The sequence below is a fragment of the Amycolatopsis sp. NPDC043887 genome (genome assembly GCF_056435665.1).
The window spans coordinates 89,745-107,365 of record NZ_JBWKEB010000019.1; the positions used below are offsets into that span (position 1 = coordinate 89,745).

Consider the following 17,621-nt stretch of genomic DNA (forward strand, 5'->3'; position numbering starts at 1 on the left):
GGGGGGGGGAACAAAGACGCTGGTTTATCCCTTGGGGAGAAATTTCTCTTTTTTTGTTGGGGGGGGTGGGGGGGGGGGGCCGAAACGACAACCCGAATCGCCACTCACGACCACCCGGGCCCACCACGCCACCGCCGGGCTTCTCTCTTGTAAGCCGTGGTTCCTCTGGAGGTAGCGAAGCCTCCTTCACTACCTTCAGGGTAGGTAAGGAGGCCTTCACGGCCCGGCCTCCGCGGTCGACCGCCACACACGGGTGCCCGCGTGAAGGCCCCCTTCCCGCGCCGCTGCTGGTGCCGCTGGGGCTCAAGGTGCCCTTCACGGAACCGGACTCCTGCGAGGAACGCGTTGCGAAAGTGGCTTTCGCAACAGCACCTTCGCCATCCCGGAAAGTCCACTGTGGACAAACCCTGTGGCCACTGTGACATCAGGGGCGCCTGAGGCACTCGTCGCGAGATACCGCAAACGGGGTATCGAAAACTGTCGGTGCTTCGAACTAGTGTTCGGGTAGAGTTGACCGAACACCAGTTCGAGGGGAAGCCGATGACGATCGCACCGTTCCGTCCGGGTACGCCGCCCGTCCAGACCCTGCCACCCGGCCGGTGGCACGGCCGGATCTGGGTTTCGGATCTGCCGTTGGCCAGGCCGGAGCGCTACACCGGCTGCGTCGCCGAGTTCGACCGCTCCGGTCTGTGGCCGGTGCTGATCCCGCACGACCAGCGCTTCGCCGCCAACGGCGAGGACTGGATCGACGACCGCGGCAGGCTCGCCCCCGCCGATCACCGGATCTCCTCGGTGGACCCGGCCGAGGTGCTGGCCCGCTGGTGGGACACGTCGTGCTGCGACGGCGCCTGCCTGCGTCCGTTCGGCGCGAAGTTCCCCGGGCTCGCCCGTCGTCCGGCGCGCCGGGCGGATCCGCTGGCCGAGGCGGGCAACACCGGGTCGATCCTGGCCGCGCGCGGGCCGCACCGGCTGGCGCTGGTGCAGACGGAGCGGCCCGCCGACATCCCGGCGATCCTCGGCTGGACGGGCATGATCAAGGCGACCGATCAGGTCCACGAGCTGTCCGCGGTCCTGCGCAGCTGGGAAGACCGTTTCGGCGCGACGCTCACGGTCCTGGGCTTCGATTCGCTGGAGCTGTCGGTGGCCGCGCCGCCGCGCACCCAGGGCCGCGCGCTCACCGTCGCCGCCGAGCACCGGGCGTTCTGCCTGCCCTCGTTCGCCGGTCAGCCGGGCAATCTGCGCGAGTTCGCCTCCAGCCTGGTCCAGACCCGCCGCTGGCGGTTCTCGTGGGCGTGAGCGGGCGTTTGCATCGGCCGGAGAGGGGGAATCTGGGCGGCACGGGAAGGCGGTGATCGACGTCACGGAGCTGAGGATCGGCACTTCGGGCTGGCGCTACCCACCGTGGCGCGGGGACTTCTACCCCCGTGGCCTGGTGCAGCGGCGCGAGCTGGAATACCTGTCGTCCCGGATGAACTCGGCCGAGATCAACGGCTCGTTCTACTCACTGCAGCGTCCCGAGCGGTATCGGGCGTGGGCCGAGGAGACACCGGACGACTTCGTCTTCGCCGTCAAAGGTGGCCGCTTCATCACGCATATGAAGCAACTGCGTGACGTCGAGACGCCGCTGGCGAACTTCTTCGCGTCCGGCGTGCTGGCGCTCGGCCGGAAGCTGGGACCGATCCTCTGGCAGCTGCCGCCGCGGCTGGCGTTCGACGCCGAGCGCGTCGAGGCGTTCTTCAAGCTGTTGCCGCGCACCAGCCACGCCGCCGCCGAACTCGCGAGCGAGCACGACGACAAGCTGAAGGCCGAGCCGCACACCGATCCGAAGCCTCGCCGGAAGCTCCGGCACGCCGTCGAAGTACGGCATCCGAGCTTCGCCGAGCCCGAAAGCCTCGCACTGTTCCGGAAACACGGCATCGCACTCGTGGTCGCCGACACCGCGGGCAAGTTCCCGTTCGTCGACGAGATGACGAGCGACGAGTTCGCGTACGTCCGCCTGCACGGCGACGAGGAACTGTACGTCAGCGGGTACAGCGACAAGGCCTTGGAGAAGTGGGCCCGGAAGATCAGGGGCTGGGACCGCGACACGTACGTCTACTTCGACAACGACGTCAAGGTCGAGGCGCCGAAGAACGCGATCACCCTCGCGAAACTGCTGGCTTGACCCGCGCACGCTGCACAGTCAGCGCGCAGTGAGCGGTGTCCTGTTAGGTGACGTGTGCGGGCACGGGCGTACTCGCGTGCTGCGGCTGGGGGTCGGCACGCCGGACGCCCGTGCCTCACTCCGCCTTGGCCGTTTCGCCCACGAGCGAGGCCAGCTTCGTCCGGACGTCCTCGGCGTCGGGATGCGCGAGCTCGGTCAGCACCCGGACCGAACGCAGCCAGCACTCCCGCGCCGACGAGGGATCACCGAGCCGCAGATGGATTCCGCCGAGCTGGGCCAGCACGTCGGCCGCCTCGTAGAGCTCGCCGTGGGCGAAGAACATCTCGACGGCGCGCCGCATGCAGGCGATGCCCTCGTCGCCGCGGCCGAGCCCGACCAGGGCGGTCCCCTTGGTGTGCAGGGTGAAGCGGGCTTCGTCGGGGAGCGCGTGCGCCTCCAGCGCCAAGGCCTGATCGGCGAAGTCGAGTGCCTGTTCGAAGCGGCCGGCCTGGGTACAGATGTCGCCGAGCGCCTGCAGCGCGCTGGCCTCCATGCCGGCACCGACGTTGCTCTCCCGGATGAGCCGCAACGCGCGCGTCCCGTATTCCCACCCGGTCTCCGGGTCTTGGCTGGCCAGCGTGAGGTTGTAGAGGGCCCGCGCCTCCCCTTGCCGGTCCCCGACCTGCCGTTGCAGTTCGACGACCTGCTTCAGGTAGGCGATGCTGTCGTCGTATTGGCGGGCGACCCCGCAGGCCACGCCGAGCCCGCTGAGGATGGCGGCCTCGCCGGAGCGGTCCCCCAGGTCGCGGGCGGCGCGGAGCGCCACGCCGAACACCGAACGCCAGTCCTCCAGCCGCGCCCGCACGATGAAGTACGACTGCAGCAACCACGCCAGCTGCCAGCACTCCCGGTATCGCCGCTCCCGGTACGCGACGTTCACCGCGGCGATGAGGTTCCCCGCCTCCTCGTCGAACCAGTCGAGCGCCTGCTCGTAGTGCCCGAACCTCAGCCCGGCGCCGTCGAACCGCTCCGGTTCGACGAGCCGGTAATGCCGTTCCGGACGCAGGAGCCTCGAAGCGTTCAACGCCGAAGCGAGGGATGCGTGGACCAGCCTGTCCAGCACCGCCGTCCGCGCTTCGGGCCCGTCGATCTTCGCCGAGAGCTCGGCCGCGTACGCGCGGATCAGGTCGTGGAACTGGTACCGGCCGGGCCTGGACCGCGCGATCAGGTGCGCGGACGCGAGTTTCGCCAGATCCTCGTGCGCTTCGACGATGTCGACCCCGGCCACCGCCGCGGCCGCGGGCACGCTGAAGTCGCCGCCGGTGGGCAGGCCGAGCAGCCGCAGCAGCCGCGCGGCCCGTTCGTCGAGCGCGCGGTACGAGTACGAGAAGACGGCCCGGATGTTCGTCTCGTCGCCGTCGGCGAGGTCGAACGAGCCCAGCCGGTCCTGTTCGGCTTCCAGCAGCCGGACGAACTCCCGCAACCCGAGGTCCGGGAACTGCGCCGCCCGCACCGCGAGGATCCGGATGGCCAGCGGCAGCCCGCCGCAGTACCGGACGAACCGTTCGGTGGCCTCGGGGTCTTCGGCGACCCGGTCCAGCCCGATCGTCGACGCGAGGAGGGCGATCGCGTCCTCGTCCGGCAGTTCCTCCAGCGCGACGCGCCGCGCGCCGTGGGTCGCCACGAGCGCCTGCAACTGCCATCGGCTGGTCACCAGCACCAGGCAGCCGGGGCCGGGCAGCAACGGCCGGATCTGCTCGGTGCTCCCCGCGTTGTCGAGCAGGATCAGCATCCGGCGGCCGGCGCTGTAGGTACGCCAGGTGGCCGCGCGCCCGTCCACGTCGGAGGGGATCCGGTCGGCGGGGACACCGACGGAGACGAGCATGGTTTCGAGCGCGGCGGCGGCTTCGACCGGCTCACCGGGGCCGTAGCCGCGCAGGTTGAGGTACACCTGCCCACCGGGGAAGCGGTCTCCGACCTCGTGCGCGAAATGGACGGCGAGCGTCGTCTTGCCGATGCCGCCCATCCCCTCGATCGACGCGATGGACGTCGAGCGTTCGGTGTCCAGCGCCTCCGGGACGAGGCCGTGCAGCGCCTTGAGGTCACGTTGGCGGCCGGAGAACACCCGGAGATCGGCGGGGAGCTGCCGCGGGATCAACGGCTCGGCGCCGAGCCGGTACCGCGTCAGTTCGGAGTCCAATGTGGTCTCGACGGACTCTTCGCCGGTCAGGATGGCCTGGTGCGCCCGCTGCAGCGACGCGCCCGGGTCGAGGCCGAGTTCTTCGGCCAGTACCGCGCCGATCCGGCGGTAGACGTTCAGCGCCTCGGCCTGTCTGCCGGAGCGGTAGAGCGCGATCATCAGCTGTTCGTGCAGCCGCTCGCGCAGCGGGTTCTCGCGGCACAACCTGGTCAGCTCGGGAACGACGGTGACGTGATCGCCGATGGCGATGAGCGCGTCGGCCCACTGCTCGCGCACGCGCAACCGCTCTTCGCCCAACTGGTCGGCTTCGTCCCGAAGCAGCGCTTCGGAGTGGACGTTCTGCAACGCCGGGCCACGCCATTCGGCCAGCGCGGCGGCGAAACGATCCGCGGCGCCGCGCAGGTCACCGTTCCGCGCGGCCTCGGTTCCGGCCGCGGCGAGTGACCGGAACCGGGCGAGGTCGAGCAGCTTCTCGTCGAGTTCGAGCAGGTAGCCGCCGCGTTCGGTGCGGATGGTGACGTCGTCGCCGAGCGCGCGCCGGACCCGCAGGATGTAGGTCTGCAGTGCTCCTTTGGACCGCCGCCGGTCGTCCGGCCACAGCCAGCGGCCCAGTTCCTCGACCGGCACCACCGTGTTCGCGCGCAGCAACAGGCCTGCCAGCACGATGAGCGGCCTGCTGCCGCCCAAGGGCACCGGCAGCCCGTCCGCCGTGACCTCCGTGGGCCCCAGCACGCGAAAGTCGAGTGCCACGTCGCTCATTCTGTCCGGAACCGGGACAAACGGCACGTGATTCCCGCGGTGGCATGATCGGTGCCGATGGACGTCTACGCGATCCCCCTGCGCACGCGGTTCCGCGGCATCACCGTCCGTGAAGGACTGCTGATCCGCGGCGAAGCCGGCTGGGGCGAATTCTGCCCGTTCTCCGACTACTCCGACGTCGAGAGCGCGCCGTGGCTGGCGTCCGCGCTGGAGGCGAGCGACCGAGGCTGGCCGTCGCCGGTGCGGGAGAGCGTCGAGGTGAACGCGACCGTCCCGGTGGTGTCCCCGGACAAGGCGTACGAACTCGTGTCCGCGTCGGGCTGCCGCACGGCGAAGGTGAAGGTCGCCGACCCGCGGGTGAGCCTCGCCGAGGACTGCGCCCGGGTGGAGGCGGTGCGGTCCGCGCTGGGCCCGCGGGGAGCGCTCCGCGTCGACGCGAACATGGCCTGGGACGTGGACACCGCGGTCAAGGCCATCGGTGAACTCGACCGCGCGGCGGGCGGACTCGAATACGTCGAGCAGCCGTGCCCGTCGATCGAGGAGCTCGCGGACGTCCGGCGCCGGGTCGGCGTGCGGATCGCCGCGGACGAATCCATCCGCCGGGCCGAGGACCCGCTCAAGGTGGCCGTGGCGGGAGCGGCCGACCTCGCCGTGCTGAAGGTCGCGCCGCTGGGCGGGGTCCGGCGCGCGCTGGAGGTCGCCGAAGCGTGCGGGCTGCCCTGCGTGGTGTCGTCCGCCGTCGAGACGAGCGTCGGTCTCGCCGCCGGGCTGGCGCTCGCGGGCGCACTGCCCACTTTGGACTTCGCCTGCGGACTGGGCACGATGTCCTTGCTGACGGGAGATGTCTGCGGCGACTCACTGTCCCCTGTGGACGGTCGGCTGCCGGTGCCGCTTCAGGCTCCCGTTCCCGACCTGTTCGCTGCCCACGCCGCCGCCCCGGATGTCCGGGCGGCCTGGGAAGCCCGCCTCACCCGCGTCCGCACCCACCTCCCGATGCCATGAAAGGTCCCTTCCTAGCGAAATTTGCAAGGAAGGGACCTTTCATGGCGTTCGGGAGAAGATCAGCCGCAGTGCTCGAAAGGCGATTCGTAGCTGGTGGAACCCGCCGAGCCGCCCCACCGGACGCACTTCGCGCCGGCGGCCGCACTCACGGGGCCCGCGTAGTACTCGAAGCTGCCGGAGTCGGTCTTCCTCGCCGAACCCTGGACTTCGAGGAAGGCCGAAACCGCGCTGCCCGTGCCGACCGAGGTGGACTTGATGGTGGTGACGCAGTTGTTCTTGTTCGTGGCGTTGTACAGCAGGTATGCGGTCGCGGCGCTGCCGAGCGCCCGCGAGTTGATCACCTTGTAGCCGTCGCCGCACACCTCGACGGCGTCGTACGGGTTGGGATTCCCGCCACCGCTGCAGGTGTTCTTCGAGGTCACGTTGGCGTTGGGGTAGCCGAACTTCACGCCGTTGAAGTACGCGGGCTTGATGTTGCTCGGCCACGACGAGTCGTTGGTACGGACCTCGTAGTGCAGGTGCGGGCTGATGTTGTTGCCCGGCTTGGAGGTGTTGCCGACCTCGCCGATCTTCTGCCCCTGCGCGACCTGCGCGTTGAGCGCGACCGAGCGGACCTTCAGGTGCGCGTAGTAGGTCGACCACCCCTCACCGTGGTCGATCTTCACCAGGTTGCCGAACCCGTTGTCCGAACCCTGGTGCGCCGAGATGACGACCTTGCCCGCCGCCGCCGCGACCACGGTGTCGCCGAGGTCCGCCCCCGCGGAGCTGCCGCGGTTGAAGTCGATCTCGTAGGCCCGGTGCGCGCTGCTGTTGTCGTTGTCGCCGTTCCACACCTGGTTGCAGGGGAACGGGAGCTGGAAGTTGGGCCGCGGCCCGACGGCGGCCTCGGCCGACGTCGCGGTGATCGCCAGCCCGGCCATGCCCAGCAAGGCGGTGGCGGCCGCCGTGACCACTCGTCTGAATCTCATCGGATGTCCTTTCTCGGCGTTTCGCGAGAAGCGTCCCGAAAGGGCGTACAAGCGAGATACAAACGACCACGAGCCCTCCTGGCCGAGGGGACCAGGAGGACTCGTGCCGCCTCCGCACCGGGACCGTCCGCGTCTTCCCCGCCCCGGTGCGGGTGTCTCAGCCGACCCGCTCGATGGTGGCCCGGCGGATCAGGAACTTCCCGGGTTCGCGGACCTGCTCGAAGGCCGCGTTGTTCAGCAGCGCGCAACTACCGGAAACGCCGGTGACCTCGACGGTCGTGGACTTGTCGTTGTCCAGGTTCGTCACCTTCAGCTTGGTGCCCGCCGGGAACTGGCTGCTGGACGCCGCGGGCGCGCCGCCCTCGCCGGACAGCGTCACCGTGGAGCCCTGGCAGACGACTTCGCCTTCCCCGGCCACCTCTGCTTCCTGATCGACGACCTGTTCCTGCTTCGCGCCGTCGGCCTGGACGTCCTCGGTGCATCCCGCGGCTTCGCGGCGCTGCTGGATGAGGTCGACGACGGCCTGCCGGTTCGCGATCCGCGCCTCGGACTGCGCGTCCGGATCCGCCTGCTGGCCGGCGATGAAGTTCAGGTTGTTCCGGAGGGCGCTGTCCAGTCCCTGGCAGCTTTCCGCGGCCTGCCCGTCCGGAGTGCTGATCGCGAACATCGCCGCGGCGATGGCGGCCACGCCGAGAACGGACGCGATGCCGATCGTCGCACGCTTGCGGTGTTTCCCGGCACTGTTCATCATCGGTGCTTCCTCCGGTCTGGTTCCTCCTCACCCACAACCAGGGATACGGCCGGGTAACGGAAGTGGTTCAAACCGATTTCAGCCGAGCCAGGGTTTCGCGATCCGCGCGTAGGTGCCGTCGTTCAGCGCGAGACGCAGCCACTGGTCGGTCCATTCCTTGAACACGACGTCGCGCGGCATCAGGTACGCCTTCTCCGAGAAAGTGAACGGCTCGTCGGGATGCACCGCGCACAGGCGCGGATTCCGCTTTGCCTGCCAACGGGTTTCGGTCGCGTCGGTGATCATCAGATCCGCCCGGCCCGCCAGGATCTCGGCGAAGATCGTGTTGTTGTCCGGATGCCGCACGATGGTCGCGCGCTTGAGGTTGGCGTCCGCGAACTGTTCGTTGGTACCGCCCGGATTCACGATCGCCCGGACGCCCGGCTGGTCGATCTGCTCCAGGGTCTGGAACCGCTTTTCATTCTCGCACAAGGTGATCGGGGTCTTGCCGTCACGGAGATAGGGAACGCTGTAGAAACCCTTCTTCGCGCGGTCCAAGGTCACCGACACCCCGCCCATCGCCAGATCGCATTTCCGCCCGACGTCGTCGGCGATCGCCTTCCATGTGGTCTGGACCAGTTGGAGCCGGACACCGAGCCGCTTCGCGAGGTCACCCGCGAGGCCGATGTCGATCCCGCTCCACGCGCCCGCCGCGTCGCGATAGGTGAACGGGCGATAGTCGCCCGTCGAACACACGCGGATCTCGCCGCGAGCCTGGACGACGTCGAGCCTGCTCCGCGCGCCATGACCTTCGGGCGCGGCACTGGCCGTGCCGATTCCCAGCACGGTCAGCACCGCGACCCCGAACGTGAGTACTTTCGCCTTGATCGTCATCAAGGCATTTTCCACACCCTGGACTCCGAGGCGCACCCGGTTTCCGGCCCCTCAGGGTCGGATTCCAGGGTCGGCTCGGGGCCGTTCCCCGATGTGCCGGGGGCCGTTCCGGAGCGAACATTGACCCATGACCAACAGCGTGTACACCCCCCAGGCCACCAAGAAGCTCTACCGCAGCCGCACCGACAAGATGCTCGCGGGCGTCGCCGGCGGCTGGGCCGCCTACCTCGGCGTCGACGCCGCGATCCTGCGCATCGCCCTCGTGGCAGGCGTCTTCTTCACCGCCGGATTCGCGATCCCGCTCTACGCCGCCGCATGGCTCCTGACTCCGGAACAGCCGGGCGAATCCTGACGGGGCGGACGCCGCGCGCAGGGGGCACGGCGTCCGAGGGGCAGGGGGACAAGGGGAGGCCCGGGCATGGGGATGCCCGGGCCTTTCACCGTAACTCGCGTGATTGAAGCCGGAACACGCGTGTCCAGAGGCGGAACACGCGTGCTTGGAGCCGGATGACGCCCGGATGGAGAGTTCCGCCCCCAAGCACGCGAGTTCCGGGTCCAATCACGCGAGTCCCGGCTCCGGACACGGAAAAGCCCGGACGCGCGAGGCGCGTCCGGGCTTTCCGGTGGTGCTACAGGCTCGAACTCAGAAGTCCATGCCGCCCATGCCACCGGACGGGTCGGCGGGAGCGGCCGAGGCCTTCTCCGGCTTGTCCGCCACGACGGCTTCGGTGGTCAGGAACAGCGCCGCGATGGAAGCGGCGTTCTGCAGCGCGGAGCGGGTGACCTTCGTGGGGTCCGGCACGCCGGCGGCGAGCAGGTCCTCGTAGACACCGGTGGCGGCGTTGAGGCCGTGACCCTGCGGGAGGGACTTGACCTTCTCCGCCACGACGCCGCCCTCGAGGCCGGCGTTGATCGCGATCTGCTTGAGCGGCGCCTCGACGGCGACCTTGACGATGTTGGCACCAGTGGCCTCGTCGCCCTCGAGCTTCAGACCGGCGAAGGCGGCCTCGGCGGCCTGGATGAGAGCGACGCCACCACCGGCGACGATGCCCTCTTCGACGGCGGCCTTGGCGTTGCGCACCGCGTCCTCGATGCGGTGCTTGCGCTCCTTCAGCTCGACCTCGGTGGCGGCACCGGCCTTGATGACGGCCACGCCGCCGGCCAGCTTCGCCAGACGCTCCTGGAGCTTCTCGCGGTCGTAGTCCGAGTCCGAGTTGTCGATCTCGGCGCGGATCTGGTTGACGCGACCCTGGATCTGGTCGGCGTCGCCCGCACCCTCGACGATGGTGGTCTCGTCCTTGGTGATGACGGCCTTGCGCGCCTTGCCCAGCAGGGAAAGGTCCGCGTTCTCCAGCTTGAGGCCGACGTCCTCGGAGATGACCTGGCCACCGGTCAGGATCGCGATGTCCTGCAGGATCGCCTTGCGGCGGTCACCGAAGCCCGGGGCCTTGACGGCGACGGACTTGAAGGTGCCGCGCATCTTGTTGACGATGAGGGTGGCCAGGGCCTCGCCCTCGACGTCCTCGGCGATGATCAGCAGCGGCTTGCCGGACTGGATGACCTTCTCCAGCAGCGGCAGGACGTCCTTGACGGTGGAGATCTTGGAGCCGAAGAGGAGGACGTACGGGTCCTCGAGCTCGGCTTCCTGACGCTCCGGGTCGGTCACGAAGTAACCGGAGATGTAGCCCTTGTCGAAGCGCATACCCTCGGTGAGCTCGAGCTCGAGCCCGAAGGTGTTGCTCTCCTCGACGGTGACGACACCTTCCTTGCCGACCTTGTCCAGCGCCTCGGCGATGAGCTCACCGATGGTGCGGTCCGCGGCGGAGATCGACGCGGTGGCGGCGATCTGCTCCTTGGTCTCGATCTGGACGGCGGCCTTGTGCAGCTGCTCGGTGATGGCCTCGACGGCCGCCTCGATGCCGCGCTTCAGGCTGATGGGGTCGGCCCCGGCGGCGACGTTGCGCAGACCCTCGCGGACGAGAGCCTGGGCGAGCACGGTGGCGGTGGTGGTGCCGTCACCCGCGACGTCGTCGGTCTTCTTGGCAACTTCCTTGACGAGCTCGGCCCCGATCTTCTCCCACGGGTCCTCGAGCTCGATCTCCTTGGCGATGGAGACACCGTCGTTGGTGATCGTCGGCGCGCCCCACTTCTTTTCGAGCACGACGTTCCGGCCCCGCGGGCCGAGGGTCACCTTGACGGCTTCGGCGAGGGTGTTCAAGCCGCGCTCAAGACCGCGGCGGGCGTCCTCGTCGAACGCGATCAGTTTGGCCATTGCGGTGTGGTCCTCCGGTATTGGGCGCCGCCGCACGCCTACTACAGCGCGGCGGCAGGACTCTTCCTCGGCCAGGCTCGGTGCCCGCGACGGACGACCCACCCGATCAAGGGTGCGGCCTCACCGTCCCGACCTTCAGGCGAGCGGTCTGGTGACCGCCCTGCCTGGCACTCGACGGCGTCGAGTGCCAATGTCGTGTTTAGCACTCTCCAGGGGAGAGTGCAAGAACCGCAGGTCAGCGCGGTGGTATCAGGTGCTCGGCTTGATGGAGATCGACGACGGCGGCGGCTTGAGCGACGATCCGGGAGCCTGCGACTGCGAGCCGCCGGGGCCGACCGGGATGTTCGGCGCGGTGGTCTGCGGGCCGTTGCCGCCGCTCGAATCACCGAAGACGAAGATCGCGGCGACGATCGCGCCCGCGACCACTAGGGCGCCGACGATGATCCAGATCCACTTGGCGCCGCCGCTCTTCTTGGGCTGCTGCTGGAAACCGCCCTGCTGCTGCGGCGGGGGGCCGTAACCGGGCGGCGGCCCCTGCTGGAAGCCACCCTGCTGGAACCCGCCCTGCTGCTGCGGCGGGGGGCCGTAACCCGGGGGCGGTCCCTGCTGGTACCCGCCCTGCTGGAAGCCGCCTTGCTGCGGCGGGGGGCCGTAACCGGGCGGCGGGCCCTGCTGGGGCGGGCCTTGCGGCGGGGGACCCTGCGGTCCCGGTCCCTGCTGGCCGTAGCCGGGCTGCTGTCCTCCGTACGGGTGCACGGGGCCCCCCTCTCCCTGTGGCGGCGTGTTCTGCCGTGGCGCCTGCTGCGGCGCGGTCTGCTGGACCGGCGCCGCGGCCCCGGGCGGGCCGGGAGGCTCGTTCGAAGTCGCGAGCGGGCCGAGCGCGCGCCTGGCGGCCGCGATCATCTCAACACAGTTGGGGTAGCGCTCGGCGGGATTCTTCGCCATTCCCTTCCGGACGACCTCGTCGATCCCCGCGGGCAGGCCGACGATCCGCGAGATGGCCGGGGGCTCGCCGTTCAGGTGCCCCTTGATGACCGTCTGCACGTCGCCCTTGAACGGCGGGCTGCCGGTCAGGCAGGCGTAGAGGACGCAGGTGAGCGCGTACTGGTCGGTGCGGCCGTCGAGCGGCTCGCCGCGCAGGTGCTCGGGGGCCGCGTACGTCGGCGAGCCGAGGAAGTCGCCGCCGCGAGTCCGGTGCCCGGTGGCGCCGCGGCGGGTCAGGCCGAAGTCGGCGACGTAGACGTGCTCGCGCGAGGTCTCCTTGCTGGTGACCAGGACGTTCGCCGGTTTGACGTCGAGGTGCACGAGACCCCGGTTGTGCAGGGTGTCGAGCGCGTCGGCGACCTGGTCGAGCATGGTCAGCGCGCGGGCGGGCGCGATCGGGCCGCCGGAGATCAGGCCGGCGAGGTCGCCGCCGTCGACCATCCGCATGGCGATGTAGAGCATGCCTTCGAGCTCGCCGAAGTCGTACAAGGGCACGACGTTGGCATGGTCGATCGCGGACGTGTTCCGCGCCTCGTCAACGAAGCGTTCGCGGAACTCGGCGTCGGCCCCGAGGTGATCACCGATGACCTTCAGTGCCACCTTGCGTCCGAGCCGCACGTCCGTGGCCTTGTAGGTCACGCTCATGCCGCCCTTGCCGAGCACCCCGTCGATGCGGTAGTTGCCCAGCCGGCGACCGGTCAGGTCCCCCGACTCATCGCCTGTCACGCAGCGCAGCCTAACGCGCCAGTTCCCGAGGCCGCCGGGGGTTCGCCCGAAGTCTCCGCTAGACCTTGCGTACGTCCGCCGCTTGACTCCGCCCGTCACGCCCGGACTGGACTTCGAATTCCACGCGATCACCCTCGTCGAGCGTCCGGAATCCGTCGGCCTGAATGGCCGAGTAGTGGACGAAGACATCGGGCCCTTCGGTGGATTCGATGAATCCGTAGCCCTTTTCCGAGTTGAACCACTTGACGGTGCCGACTGCCACGGCGCACTCCCTCAGCACTGGATCCGTCGGCCTTCTCTGCCCCGGCCGGCGGTTTCGAGTGCAGTTCACGCTACCCGAATTACCGGCGTCGGCAATGCTCAATTCGTCCGAAGGTCATCCGCGGGAAAGCCGCCTATTGCGCGCTTGCACGAGGACGCGTCCCGGTCCCGCGAAGTCCAGTGCGAGCCCTTCGCCGGTGCGGACCGACTGCGGGCCGGACTGGTCGACCGCGCGGAGACGGCACTGCACGGTGTCCGGGTAGGCCAGCAGGAAGTCCGGCCGGACGGTGACCAGTTCGCCCGCCGCGAGTTCGAAGGCGTCGACCGGGCCCTGCGCGGCCAGAACGAGCGGCCCGGTTCCGCTGTAGTGCTCCAGGAAGCCGGAGTCGGCCCCGAAGAGCGTCTGCAGCGGCGCCCAGCCCGGATCGTGCCGGACGGTCGCCGGCCGGGCGAGGATCGCGTCCCGGCTCACGCACCAGCCCGCCCCGCCGGTGAATTCCAGCGGGTAGACGTCACCTGCGGCCAGCGGCGCGAAGTCGATCCAACCGCCGCCCTCCGGCGCGTTGAACACCGACGGCGCGCCCTTTCCCGCCCGCGAACCACCGCGGGAGGGAACGGTTTCGGTGATGCCGAAACTGCTGGCCAGCATGGTGTCCCCGGCGGCCTGGACGGCCTCGCCGGAGGACAGCAGCACTCGTGCGACCCCGAAGTTCGGGGTGTGCCTCGTCTGGACCCGCATGCGCTCAGCGGGAGGGGACCTGGGCGATCACCCAGGCGGACAGCGCCGACGGGTTGCGGGTCTGGGTGAGCAGCTGGCCGGGCCCGGCGAAGTCGAAGACGAGGCCTTCACCGCTCTTCATCGACTGGATGACGCCGGTGGCGACCTTGCGGATCTGGTACTGCAGGGTGTCGGCGAACGCGACGACGTGCCCGGTGTCGATGGTGATCACCTCGCCCTGCTGCAGGGTCACCGTCTCCAGTGCGCCGTAGCAGGCCACGACCAGCGGGCCCTGCCCGGTCGCGTGCGTGAGGAACCCGCCCTCGCCGCCGACGAGGTTCTTGAGCCCGCCCCATTTGGTCTCGGTCTGCACGCCGTGCGACGACGCGAGCCACGAGCCGCGGGTGACGCACCAGCCGGTGCGGCCGTCGAGGTTGATGATCTGCATGTCGCCCGGCAGGTTCGCGGCGACGTCGACCCAGCCGCCGTTCTGCGGGGCGGTGTAGGTGGAGATGAAGAACGACTCGCCGGAGAGGAAGGCGCGGCCGAGGCCCTTCATGATGCCGCCCTGTGCCTGGGACTGGACCTGCACGCCATAGCTCGTCGCCATCATCGCGCCCGACTCGACCTGCGCCGGCTCACCCGGGGCGAGCATGAGCCTCGCCACCGCGAACGAGGGCTGGTGACGGATCTGAACCTGCATGTCTTCTTCTCCCCGGTGGTGGTTGTGACGCGCAGAGTCTTGCATGCGAACCCCGACCGAGGAGGATGGTCCGGTGATCTCCGTCGACGCCCACCGTGAGACCGTCACCGGCCTGCTCGGAAACGCCCCTGTCATCCGCCTTCCGCTCGCCGCCGCCGCGGGGCTCGTCCTCGCCGAGGACGTGCGCGCGGGGGTTTCGCTGCCGCCTTTCGACAACTCGGCGATGGACGGTTACGCCGTCCGCGCCGAAGACGTCGCGGAAGCGCCGGTGACGCTGCCGGTCGCCGAGGACATCCCCGCCGGCCGGGTCGACATCACGAAGCTGGAGCCGGGCACCGCGCACCGGATCATGACCGGCGCCCCGTTGCCGCCCGGCGCCGACACGGTCGTGATGGTGGAGCACACGGACGGCGGTGTGACGGACGTCCGGATTCTCCGGACAGCCGTCCCGGGCGCGCATATCCGGCGCCGGGGCGAAGACGTCGTCGAGGGCACGGTGGCGCTTCCGGCCGGGACCGTGCTCGGCCCGGCGCAACTGGGCCTCGCGGCGGCCGTCGGGCTCGCCGAGGTTCCCGTGTTCAGGCCGGTGAAGGTGCTCGTCGTGTCCACCGGGACCGAACTCGTCGACGCGCCGGAACCCTTGCGGCACGGGCAGATCTACGAGTCGAACAGCATCATGCTGGCGTCGGCGATCCGCGCGCTCGGCTGCGAGGCCGAGGTCGTGCGCAGTGTGGCCGACGACGTGGACGAGTTCCGTTCGGCGATCGAGCCGCGGCTGGCGGACGCGGATCTGCTGGTGACCTCGGGCGGGGTCAGCGCGGGCGCGTACGAAGTGGTGAAGGACGCGCTGACCGGGCAGGGCGTGGAGTTCCGGAAGGTCGCGATGCAGCCGGGCGGGCCGCAGGGCTGCGGGCGCTGGAACGGCGTGCCGGTGGTGACGCTGCCGGGCAATCCGGTGAGCGTGCTGGTCTCCTTCGAAGCGTTCCTGCGGCCGGCGCTGCTCGCGGCGATGGGGCACGCGGGCGTCGACCGGCAGCAGGTGCGGGCCCGGCTGACCGAGACGATGACCTCCCCCGCCGGACGGCGCCAGTTCCGGCGGGGCTTCTACACGCATTCCGAAGGCGAGGTCACCGGGATCGTCGGCCCGCGCGGCGGGCCTGGCTCGCATCTGCTGGCGTCGTTCACGCAGGCGAACTGCCTGATCGTGCTGCCGGAGGACGTGGACTCGGTCGAGCAGGGCGACGAGGTGGACGTCCTGCTGCTCTGAAGCCCGCTAACGGCGATCCGTCGGGAAGTCGCGGCATCGGCCGATCGGCGTGAACAGCAGGGCGAAGACGGCGACGACCTCGAGCCCGGCCATCAGGCCCAGCGTCTGCCGGACGCCGGCGGTCTCGCCGAGGACACCGCCGAGCAGGCCGCCGAGCGCGATCGCCCCGAAGCTGAGCACGGACATGCTCGCGGTGACCCGGCCGAACATCGCCGCCGGGACATACCGCTGTTTGAAAGTGGCGTTGAGGACGTTCGAACCGACGACCCCGGCGCTGAGCGAGAACCCCGCGGCGACGAAGAAGGCGAGCCCCCAGCCGCCGTTCGCGAGCGGACCGAGCAGCATCATCAGCGCCCCGAAGGCCTCGCAGAGCACGAAGGCACGGGCGGTGCCGATCCGCGCGGCGAGTTTGCCCGACAGCGCGGCGCCGATGACGCCGCCCGCGCCGACGAGCGCGAGCACGAGCCCGGCGGCGCCCGCTCCCACGCCGAGGTCGCGGACGAGGAAGACGACCTCGATCGACTGGTAGCCCATGAGCGCGACGTTCGAGATCGCGCCGAAGACCGCCAGGACACGCAAATACGGGTCTCGGACGACGAAGGCGAGGCCGTCGCGGATCTCGTCCCGCAGCCGTGAACGCGTCTTCGCCGGACGTGCGGGCTCTCGATGGCGGATGGATCGCAGGCACAGTGCGGAGATCCCGAAGCTGATGGCGTCGGCGAGCACTCCCGCGACGGCGCCGAACCCCTGCGCCAGCAGACCGGCCAGCCCGGGGCCGCCGATCTGCGCGGCGGATTCGCTGCCCTGCAGCTTTTCGTTGGCTTCCTGGAGTTGGTCCTTCTCGACCAGCGAAGGCAAGTACGCGCGGTACGCGACGTTGAAGAACACCTTCGCGACGCCGCCCGCCAAGGCGACGACGATCAGCTGAGTCATCGTGAGCAGGCCGAACCAGGCGGCGACCGGGACGCTCAGGAACACCAGCATCGAGATGCCGTTGCACACCAGCATGACGGGGCGCTTCGGCCGTCTGTCGACCCAGGCGCCGGCGGGCAGGCCGATCAGCAGCCACGGCAGCCAGGCGGCCGCGGTCAGCAGCCCGACCGCGAACGTGCTCGCCTGCAGGGTGACCACCGCGACGAGCGGCAGCGCGACGACGGCGATGGAACTACCGAGCACACTGGTCGTCTCACCCGTCCACAGGAGGCGGAAATCCCTGGAGCGCAGCAATCCGCCGCGTTCGCGGGTGGTCACGGGCGGGCCGGGACGGCGCGGGTGGCGATGAAGACGGGACGGCGTTCCTGGCCGTCGTCCGGGATCTCGCGGTCGCTGTAGGACTTGATCAGCTCGTGGACCTTCTGTTCGAGTTCGGCCAGTTCGGCGACCGACATCTTCGCCCAGCTGTCGGTGGCGAAGGCGGCGCGATGCCACTCCTCCGGGTAGGTCTCGCGTTCGGCGAACCATTGGCGCGCCATGGAAACCTGGCGTTCGAGGGCAAGGGATTCGGCGGCGGCCGCGACCGGGTCGTCGGGGAAGTCCGAGGGCGACCAGGAAACCGCGTAGCCGACGCGGCGCCACCAGCGCTCACGGCGGTCGCGGGCGAGTTCCGGCGCCTCCTCGACCAGATCGCTGGCGGCCAGCACCTTCAGGTGGTGGCTGACGTTCCCGACCGCTTGCCCGGTCCGCTCGGCGAGCACGGACGCCGTGCACGGGCCGTCGAGGCGGAGGACGTCGAGCAGGCGGCGCCGCAGCGGATGCGACATCGCGGCGAGCACCTTCGAATCGTGGACTTCATGTACCTCATGGTCGGCCATGACGCACAACAGTAGTTGCACAAGGCTTCTTGTACAAGAGTAATTGCGGGTTCAGTGGGACCTGGGTCAGGGTGGTCGTGGGGGGGGAGTCGGGGTGGAAAACAAACCGCCACCCCCCACCAACAGGGGGGGGGGGCGCCCCCGGGGGCAACTCGGGGAGTCCACGTAACCTCGATGGGACTG

The 17,621-nt window shown here is 69.8% G+C and carries 16 protein-coding genes; 5 read left to right on the plus strand and 11 right to left on the minus strand.

The window, feature by feature from the left end:
• Nucleotides 1-540 precede the first annotated feature (540 nt).
• On the plus strand, nucleotides 541-1,296 hold the full coding sequence (locus AC069H_RS36555; RefSeq protein WP_478230778.1) for a DUF4253 domain-containing protein: 756 nt from the start codon (nucleotides 541-543) through the stop codon (nucleotides 1,294-1,296).
• Nucleotides 1,297-1,348: 52 nt separating this feature from the next.
• Nucleotides 1,349-2,164: a DUF72 domain-containing protein gene (locus tag AC069H_RS36560; RefSeq protein WP_478235374.1), complete on the plus strand. Its 816-nt coding sequence runs from the start codon at nucleotides 1,349-1,351 to the stop codon at nucleotides 2,162-2,164.
• A 115-nt stretch (nucleotides 2,165-2,279) separates the two neighbouring features.
• Here the strand turns inward: AC069H_RS36560 and AC069H_RS36565 are convergent, their stop codons facing one another.
• Nucleotides 2,280-5,093, minus strand: a complete 2,814-nt coding sequence (locus AC069H_RS36565) for an AfsR/SARP family transcriptional regulator (RefSeq protein ID WP_478230776.1) — start codon at nucleotides 5,091-5,093, stop codon at nucleotides 2,280-2,282.
• A 66-nt stretch (nucleotides 5,094-5,159) separates the two neighbouring features.
• Between AC069H_RS36565 and AC069H_RS36570 the strand changes: the two genes are divergently transcribed.
• Complete coding sequence (locus AC069H_RS36570) at nucleotides 5,160-6,104, plus strand: o-succinylbenzoate synthase (RefSeq protein WP_478230775.1); 945 nt, start codon at nucleotides 5,160-5,162, stop codon at nucleotides 6,102-6,104.
• Nucleotides 6,105-6,163: 59 nt separating this feature from the next.
• Here AC069H_RS36570 and AC069H_RS36575 read toward each other — a convergent pair whose 3' ends face one another.
• The 3 genes from AC069H_RS36575 to AC069H_RS36585 all read right to left on the minus strand — a co-directional run bounded on the left by AC069H_RS36575 (nucleotide 6,164) and on the right by AC069H_RS36585 (nucleotide 8,696).
• Nucleotides 6,164-7,072: a M23 family metallopeptidase gene (locus AC069H_RS36575; RefSeq protein WP_478235375.1), complete on the minus strand. Its 909-nt coding sequence runs from the start codon at nucleotides 7,070-7,072 to the stop codon at nucleotides 6,164-6,166.
• 157 nt (nucleotides 7,073-7,229) lie between these two features.
• The gene (locus AC069H_RS36580) at nucleotides 7,230-7,823 is read right to left on the minus strand and encodes a hypothetical protein (RefSeq protein WP_478235376.1); all 594 of its coding nucleotides are present in this window, start codon (nucleotides 7,821-7,823) and stop codon (nucleotides 7,230-7,232) included.
• Between the two features lie 78 nt (nucleotides 7,824-7,901).
• Nucleotides 7,902-8,696 (minus strand): transporter substrate-binding domain-containing protein, encoded by a 795-nt coding sequence (locus AC069H_RS36585; RefSeq protein WP_478235377.1) that lies wholly within the window; start codon nucleotides 8,694-8,696, stop codon nucleotides 7,902-7,904.
• Between the two features lie 127 nt (nucleotides 8,697-8,823).
• Between AC069H_RS36585 and AC069H_RS36590 the strand changes: the two genes are divergently transcribed.
• Nucleotides 8,824-9,048 carry a PspC domain-containing protein gene (locus tag AC069H_RS36590; protein ID WP_007033414.1) on the plus strand — a complete coding sequence of 75 codons (225 nt, stop codon included), beginning with the start codon at nucleotides 8,824-8,826 and terminating at the stop codon, nucleotides 9,046-9,048.
• 291 nt (nucleotides 9,049-9,339) lie between these two features.
• Here AC069H_RS36590 and groL read toward each other — a convergent pair whose 3' ends face one another.
• The 5 genes from groL to AC069H_RS36615 all read right to left on the minus strand — a co-directional run bounded on the left by groL (nucleotide 9,340) and on the right by AC069H_RS36615 (nucleotide 14,360).
• Entirely contained in the window at nucleotides 9,340-10,968 is a 1,629-nt protein-coding gene (gene groL, locus AC069H_RS36595; RefSeq protein ID WP_005164277.1) for a chaperonin GroEL, read from the minus strand.
• 249 nt (nucleotides 10,969-11,217) lie between these two features.
• On the minus strand, nucleotides 11,218-12,678 hold the full coding sequence (locus AC069H_RS36600; protein ID WP_478235378.1) for a serine/threonine-protein kinase: 1,461 nt from the start codon (nucleotides 12,676-12,678) through the stop codon (nucleotides 11,218-11,220).
• 58 nt (nucleotides 12,679-12,736) lie between these two features.
• Nucleotides 12,737-12,940, minus strand: coding sequence for a cold-shock protein (locus AC069H_RS36605; RefSeq protein WP_076160121.1), 204 nt, complete (start codon nucleotides 12,938-12,940; stop codon nucleotides 12,737-12,739).
• 114 nt (nucleotides 12,941-13,054) lie between these two features.
• Nucleotides 13,055-13,678, minus strand: coding sequence for an AIM24 family protein (locus tag AC069H_RS36610; RefSeq protein ID WP_340686532.1), 624 nt, complete (start codon nucleotides 13,676-13,678; stop codon nucleotides 13,055-13,057).
• 4 nt (nucleotides 13,679-13,682) lie between these two features.
• Nucleotides 13,683-14,360 carry a TIGR00266 family protein gene (locus tag AC069H_RS36615; protein ID WP_034308282.1) on the minus strand — a complete coding sequence of 226 codons (678 nt, stop codon included), beginning with the start codon at nucleotides 14,358-14,360 and terminating at the stop codon, nucleotides 13,683-13,685.
• A 73-nt stretch (nucleotides 14,361-14,433) separates the two neighbouring features.
• Here AC069H_RS36615 and moeA point away from each other — a divergent pair, with 73 nt between their 5' ends.
• The gene (gene moeA, locus AC069H_RS36620) at nucleotides 14,434-15,627 is read left to right on the plus strand and encodes a molybdopterin molybdotransferase MoeA (protein ID WP_478235396.1); all 1,194 of its coding nucleotides are present in this window, start codon (nucleotides 14,434-14,436) and stop codon (nucleotides 15,625-15,627) included.
• A 6-nt stretch (nucleotides 15,628-15,633) separates the two neighbouring features.
• Here the strand turns inward: moeA and AC069H_RS36625 are convergent, their stop codons facing one another.
• Complete coding sequence (locus AC069H_RS36625; RefSeq protein ID WP_478230769.1) at nucleotides 15,634-16,878, minus strand: MFS transporter; 1,245 nt, start codon at nucleotides 16,876-16,878, stop codon at nucleotides 15,634-15,636.
• Nucleotides 16,875-17,438: an ArsR/SmtB family transcription factor gene (locus AC069H_RS36630; RefSeq protein ID WP_478235379.1), complete on the minus strand. Its 564-nt coding sequence runs from the start codon at nucleotides 17,436-17,438 to the stop codon at nucleotides 16,875-16,877. The genes AC069H_RS36625 and AC069H_RS36630 overlap by 4 nt, the downstream gene beginning before the upstream one ends.
• Between the last annotated feature and the right edge of the window lie 183 nt (nucleotides 17,439-17,621).

Bases quoted from the DNA above. Each gene is read 5' to 3' on its own strand.
- AC069H_RS36555 (WP_478230778.1), top strand. From the start codon at position 541: ATGACGATCGCACCGTTCCGTCCGGGTACGCCGCCCGTCCAGACCCTG.
- AC069H_RS36570 (WP_478230775.1), top strand. From the start codon at position 5,160: ATGGACGTCTACGCGATCCCCCTGCGCACGCGGTTCCGCGGCATCACC.
- AC069H_RS36575 (WP_478235375.1), bottom strand. From the start codon at position 7,072: ATGAGATTCAGACGAGTGGTCACGGCGGCCGCCACCGCCTTGCTGGGC.
- AC069H_RS36580 (WP_478235376.1), bottom strand. From the start codon at position 7,823: ATGATGAACAGTGCCGGGAAACACCGCAAGCGTGCGACGATCGGCATC.
- AC069H_RS36585 (WP_478235377.1), bottom strand. From the start codon at position 8,696: ATGACGATCAAGGCGAAAGTACTCACGTTCGGGGTCGCGGTGCTGACC.
- AC069H_RS36590 (WP_007033414.1), top strand. From the start codon at position 8,824: ATGACCAACAGCGTGTACACCCCCCAGGCCACCAAGAAGCTCTACCGC.
- groL (WP_005164277.1), bottom strand. From the start codon at position 10,968: ATGGCCAAACTGATCGCGTTCGACGAGGACGCCCGCCGCGGTCTTGAG.
- AC069H_RS36610 (WP_340686532.1), bottom strand. From the start codon at position 13,678: ATGCGGGTCCAGACGAGGCACACCCCGAACTTCGGGGTCGCACGAGTG.
- AC069H_RS36615 (WP_034308282.1), bottom strand. From the start codon at position 14,360: ATGCAGGTTCAGATCCGTCACCAGCCCTCGTTCGCGGTGGCGAGGCTC.
- AC069H_RS36630 (WP_478235379.1), bottom strand. From the start codon at position 17,438: ATGGCCGACCATGAGGTACATGAAGTCCACGATTCGAAGGTGCTCGCC.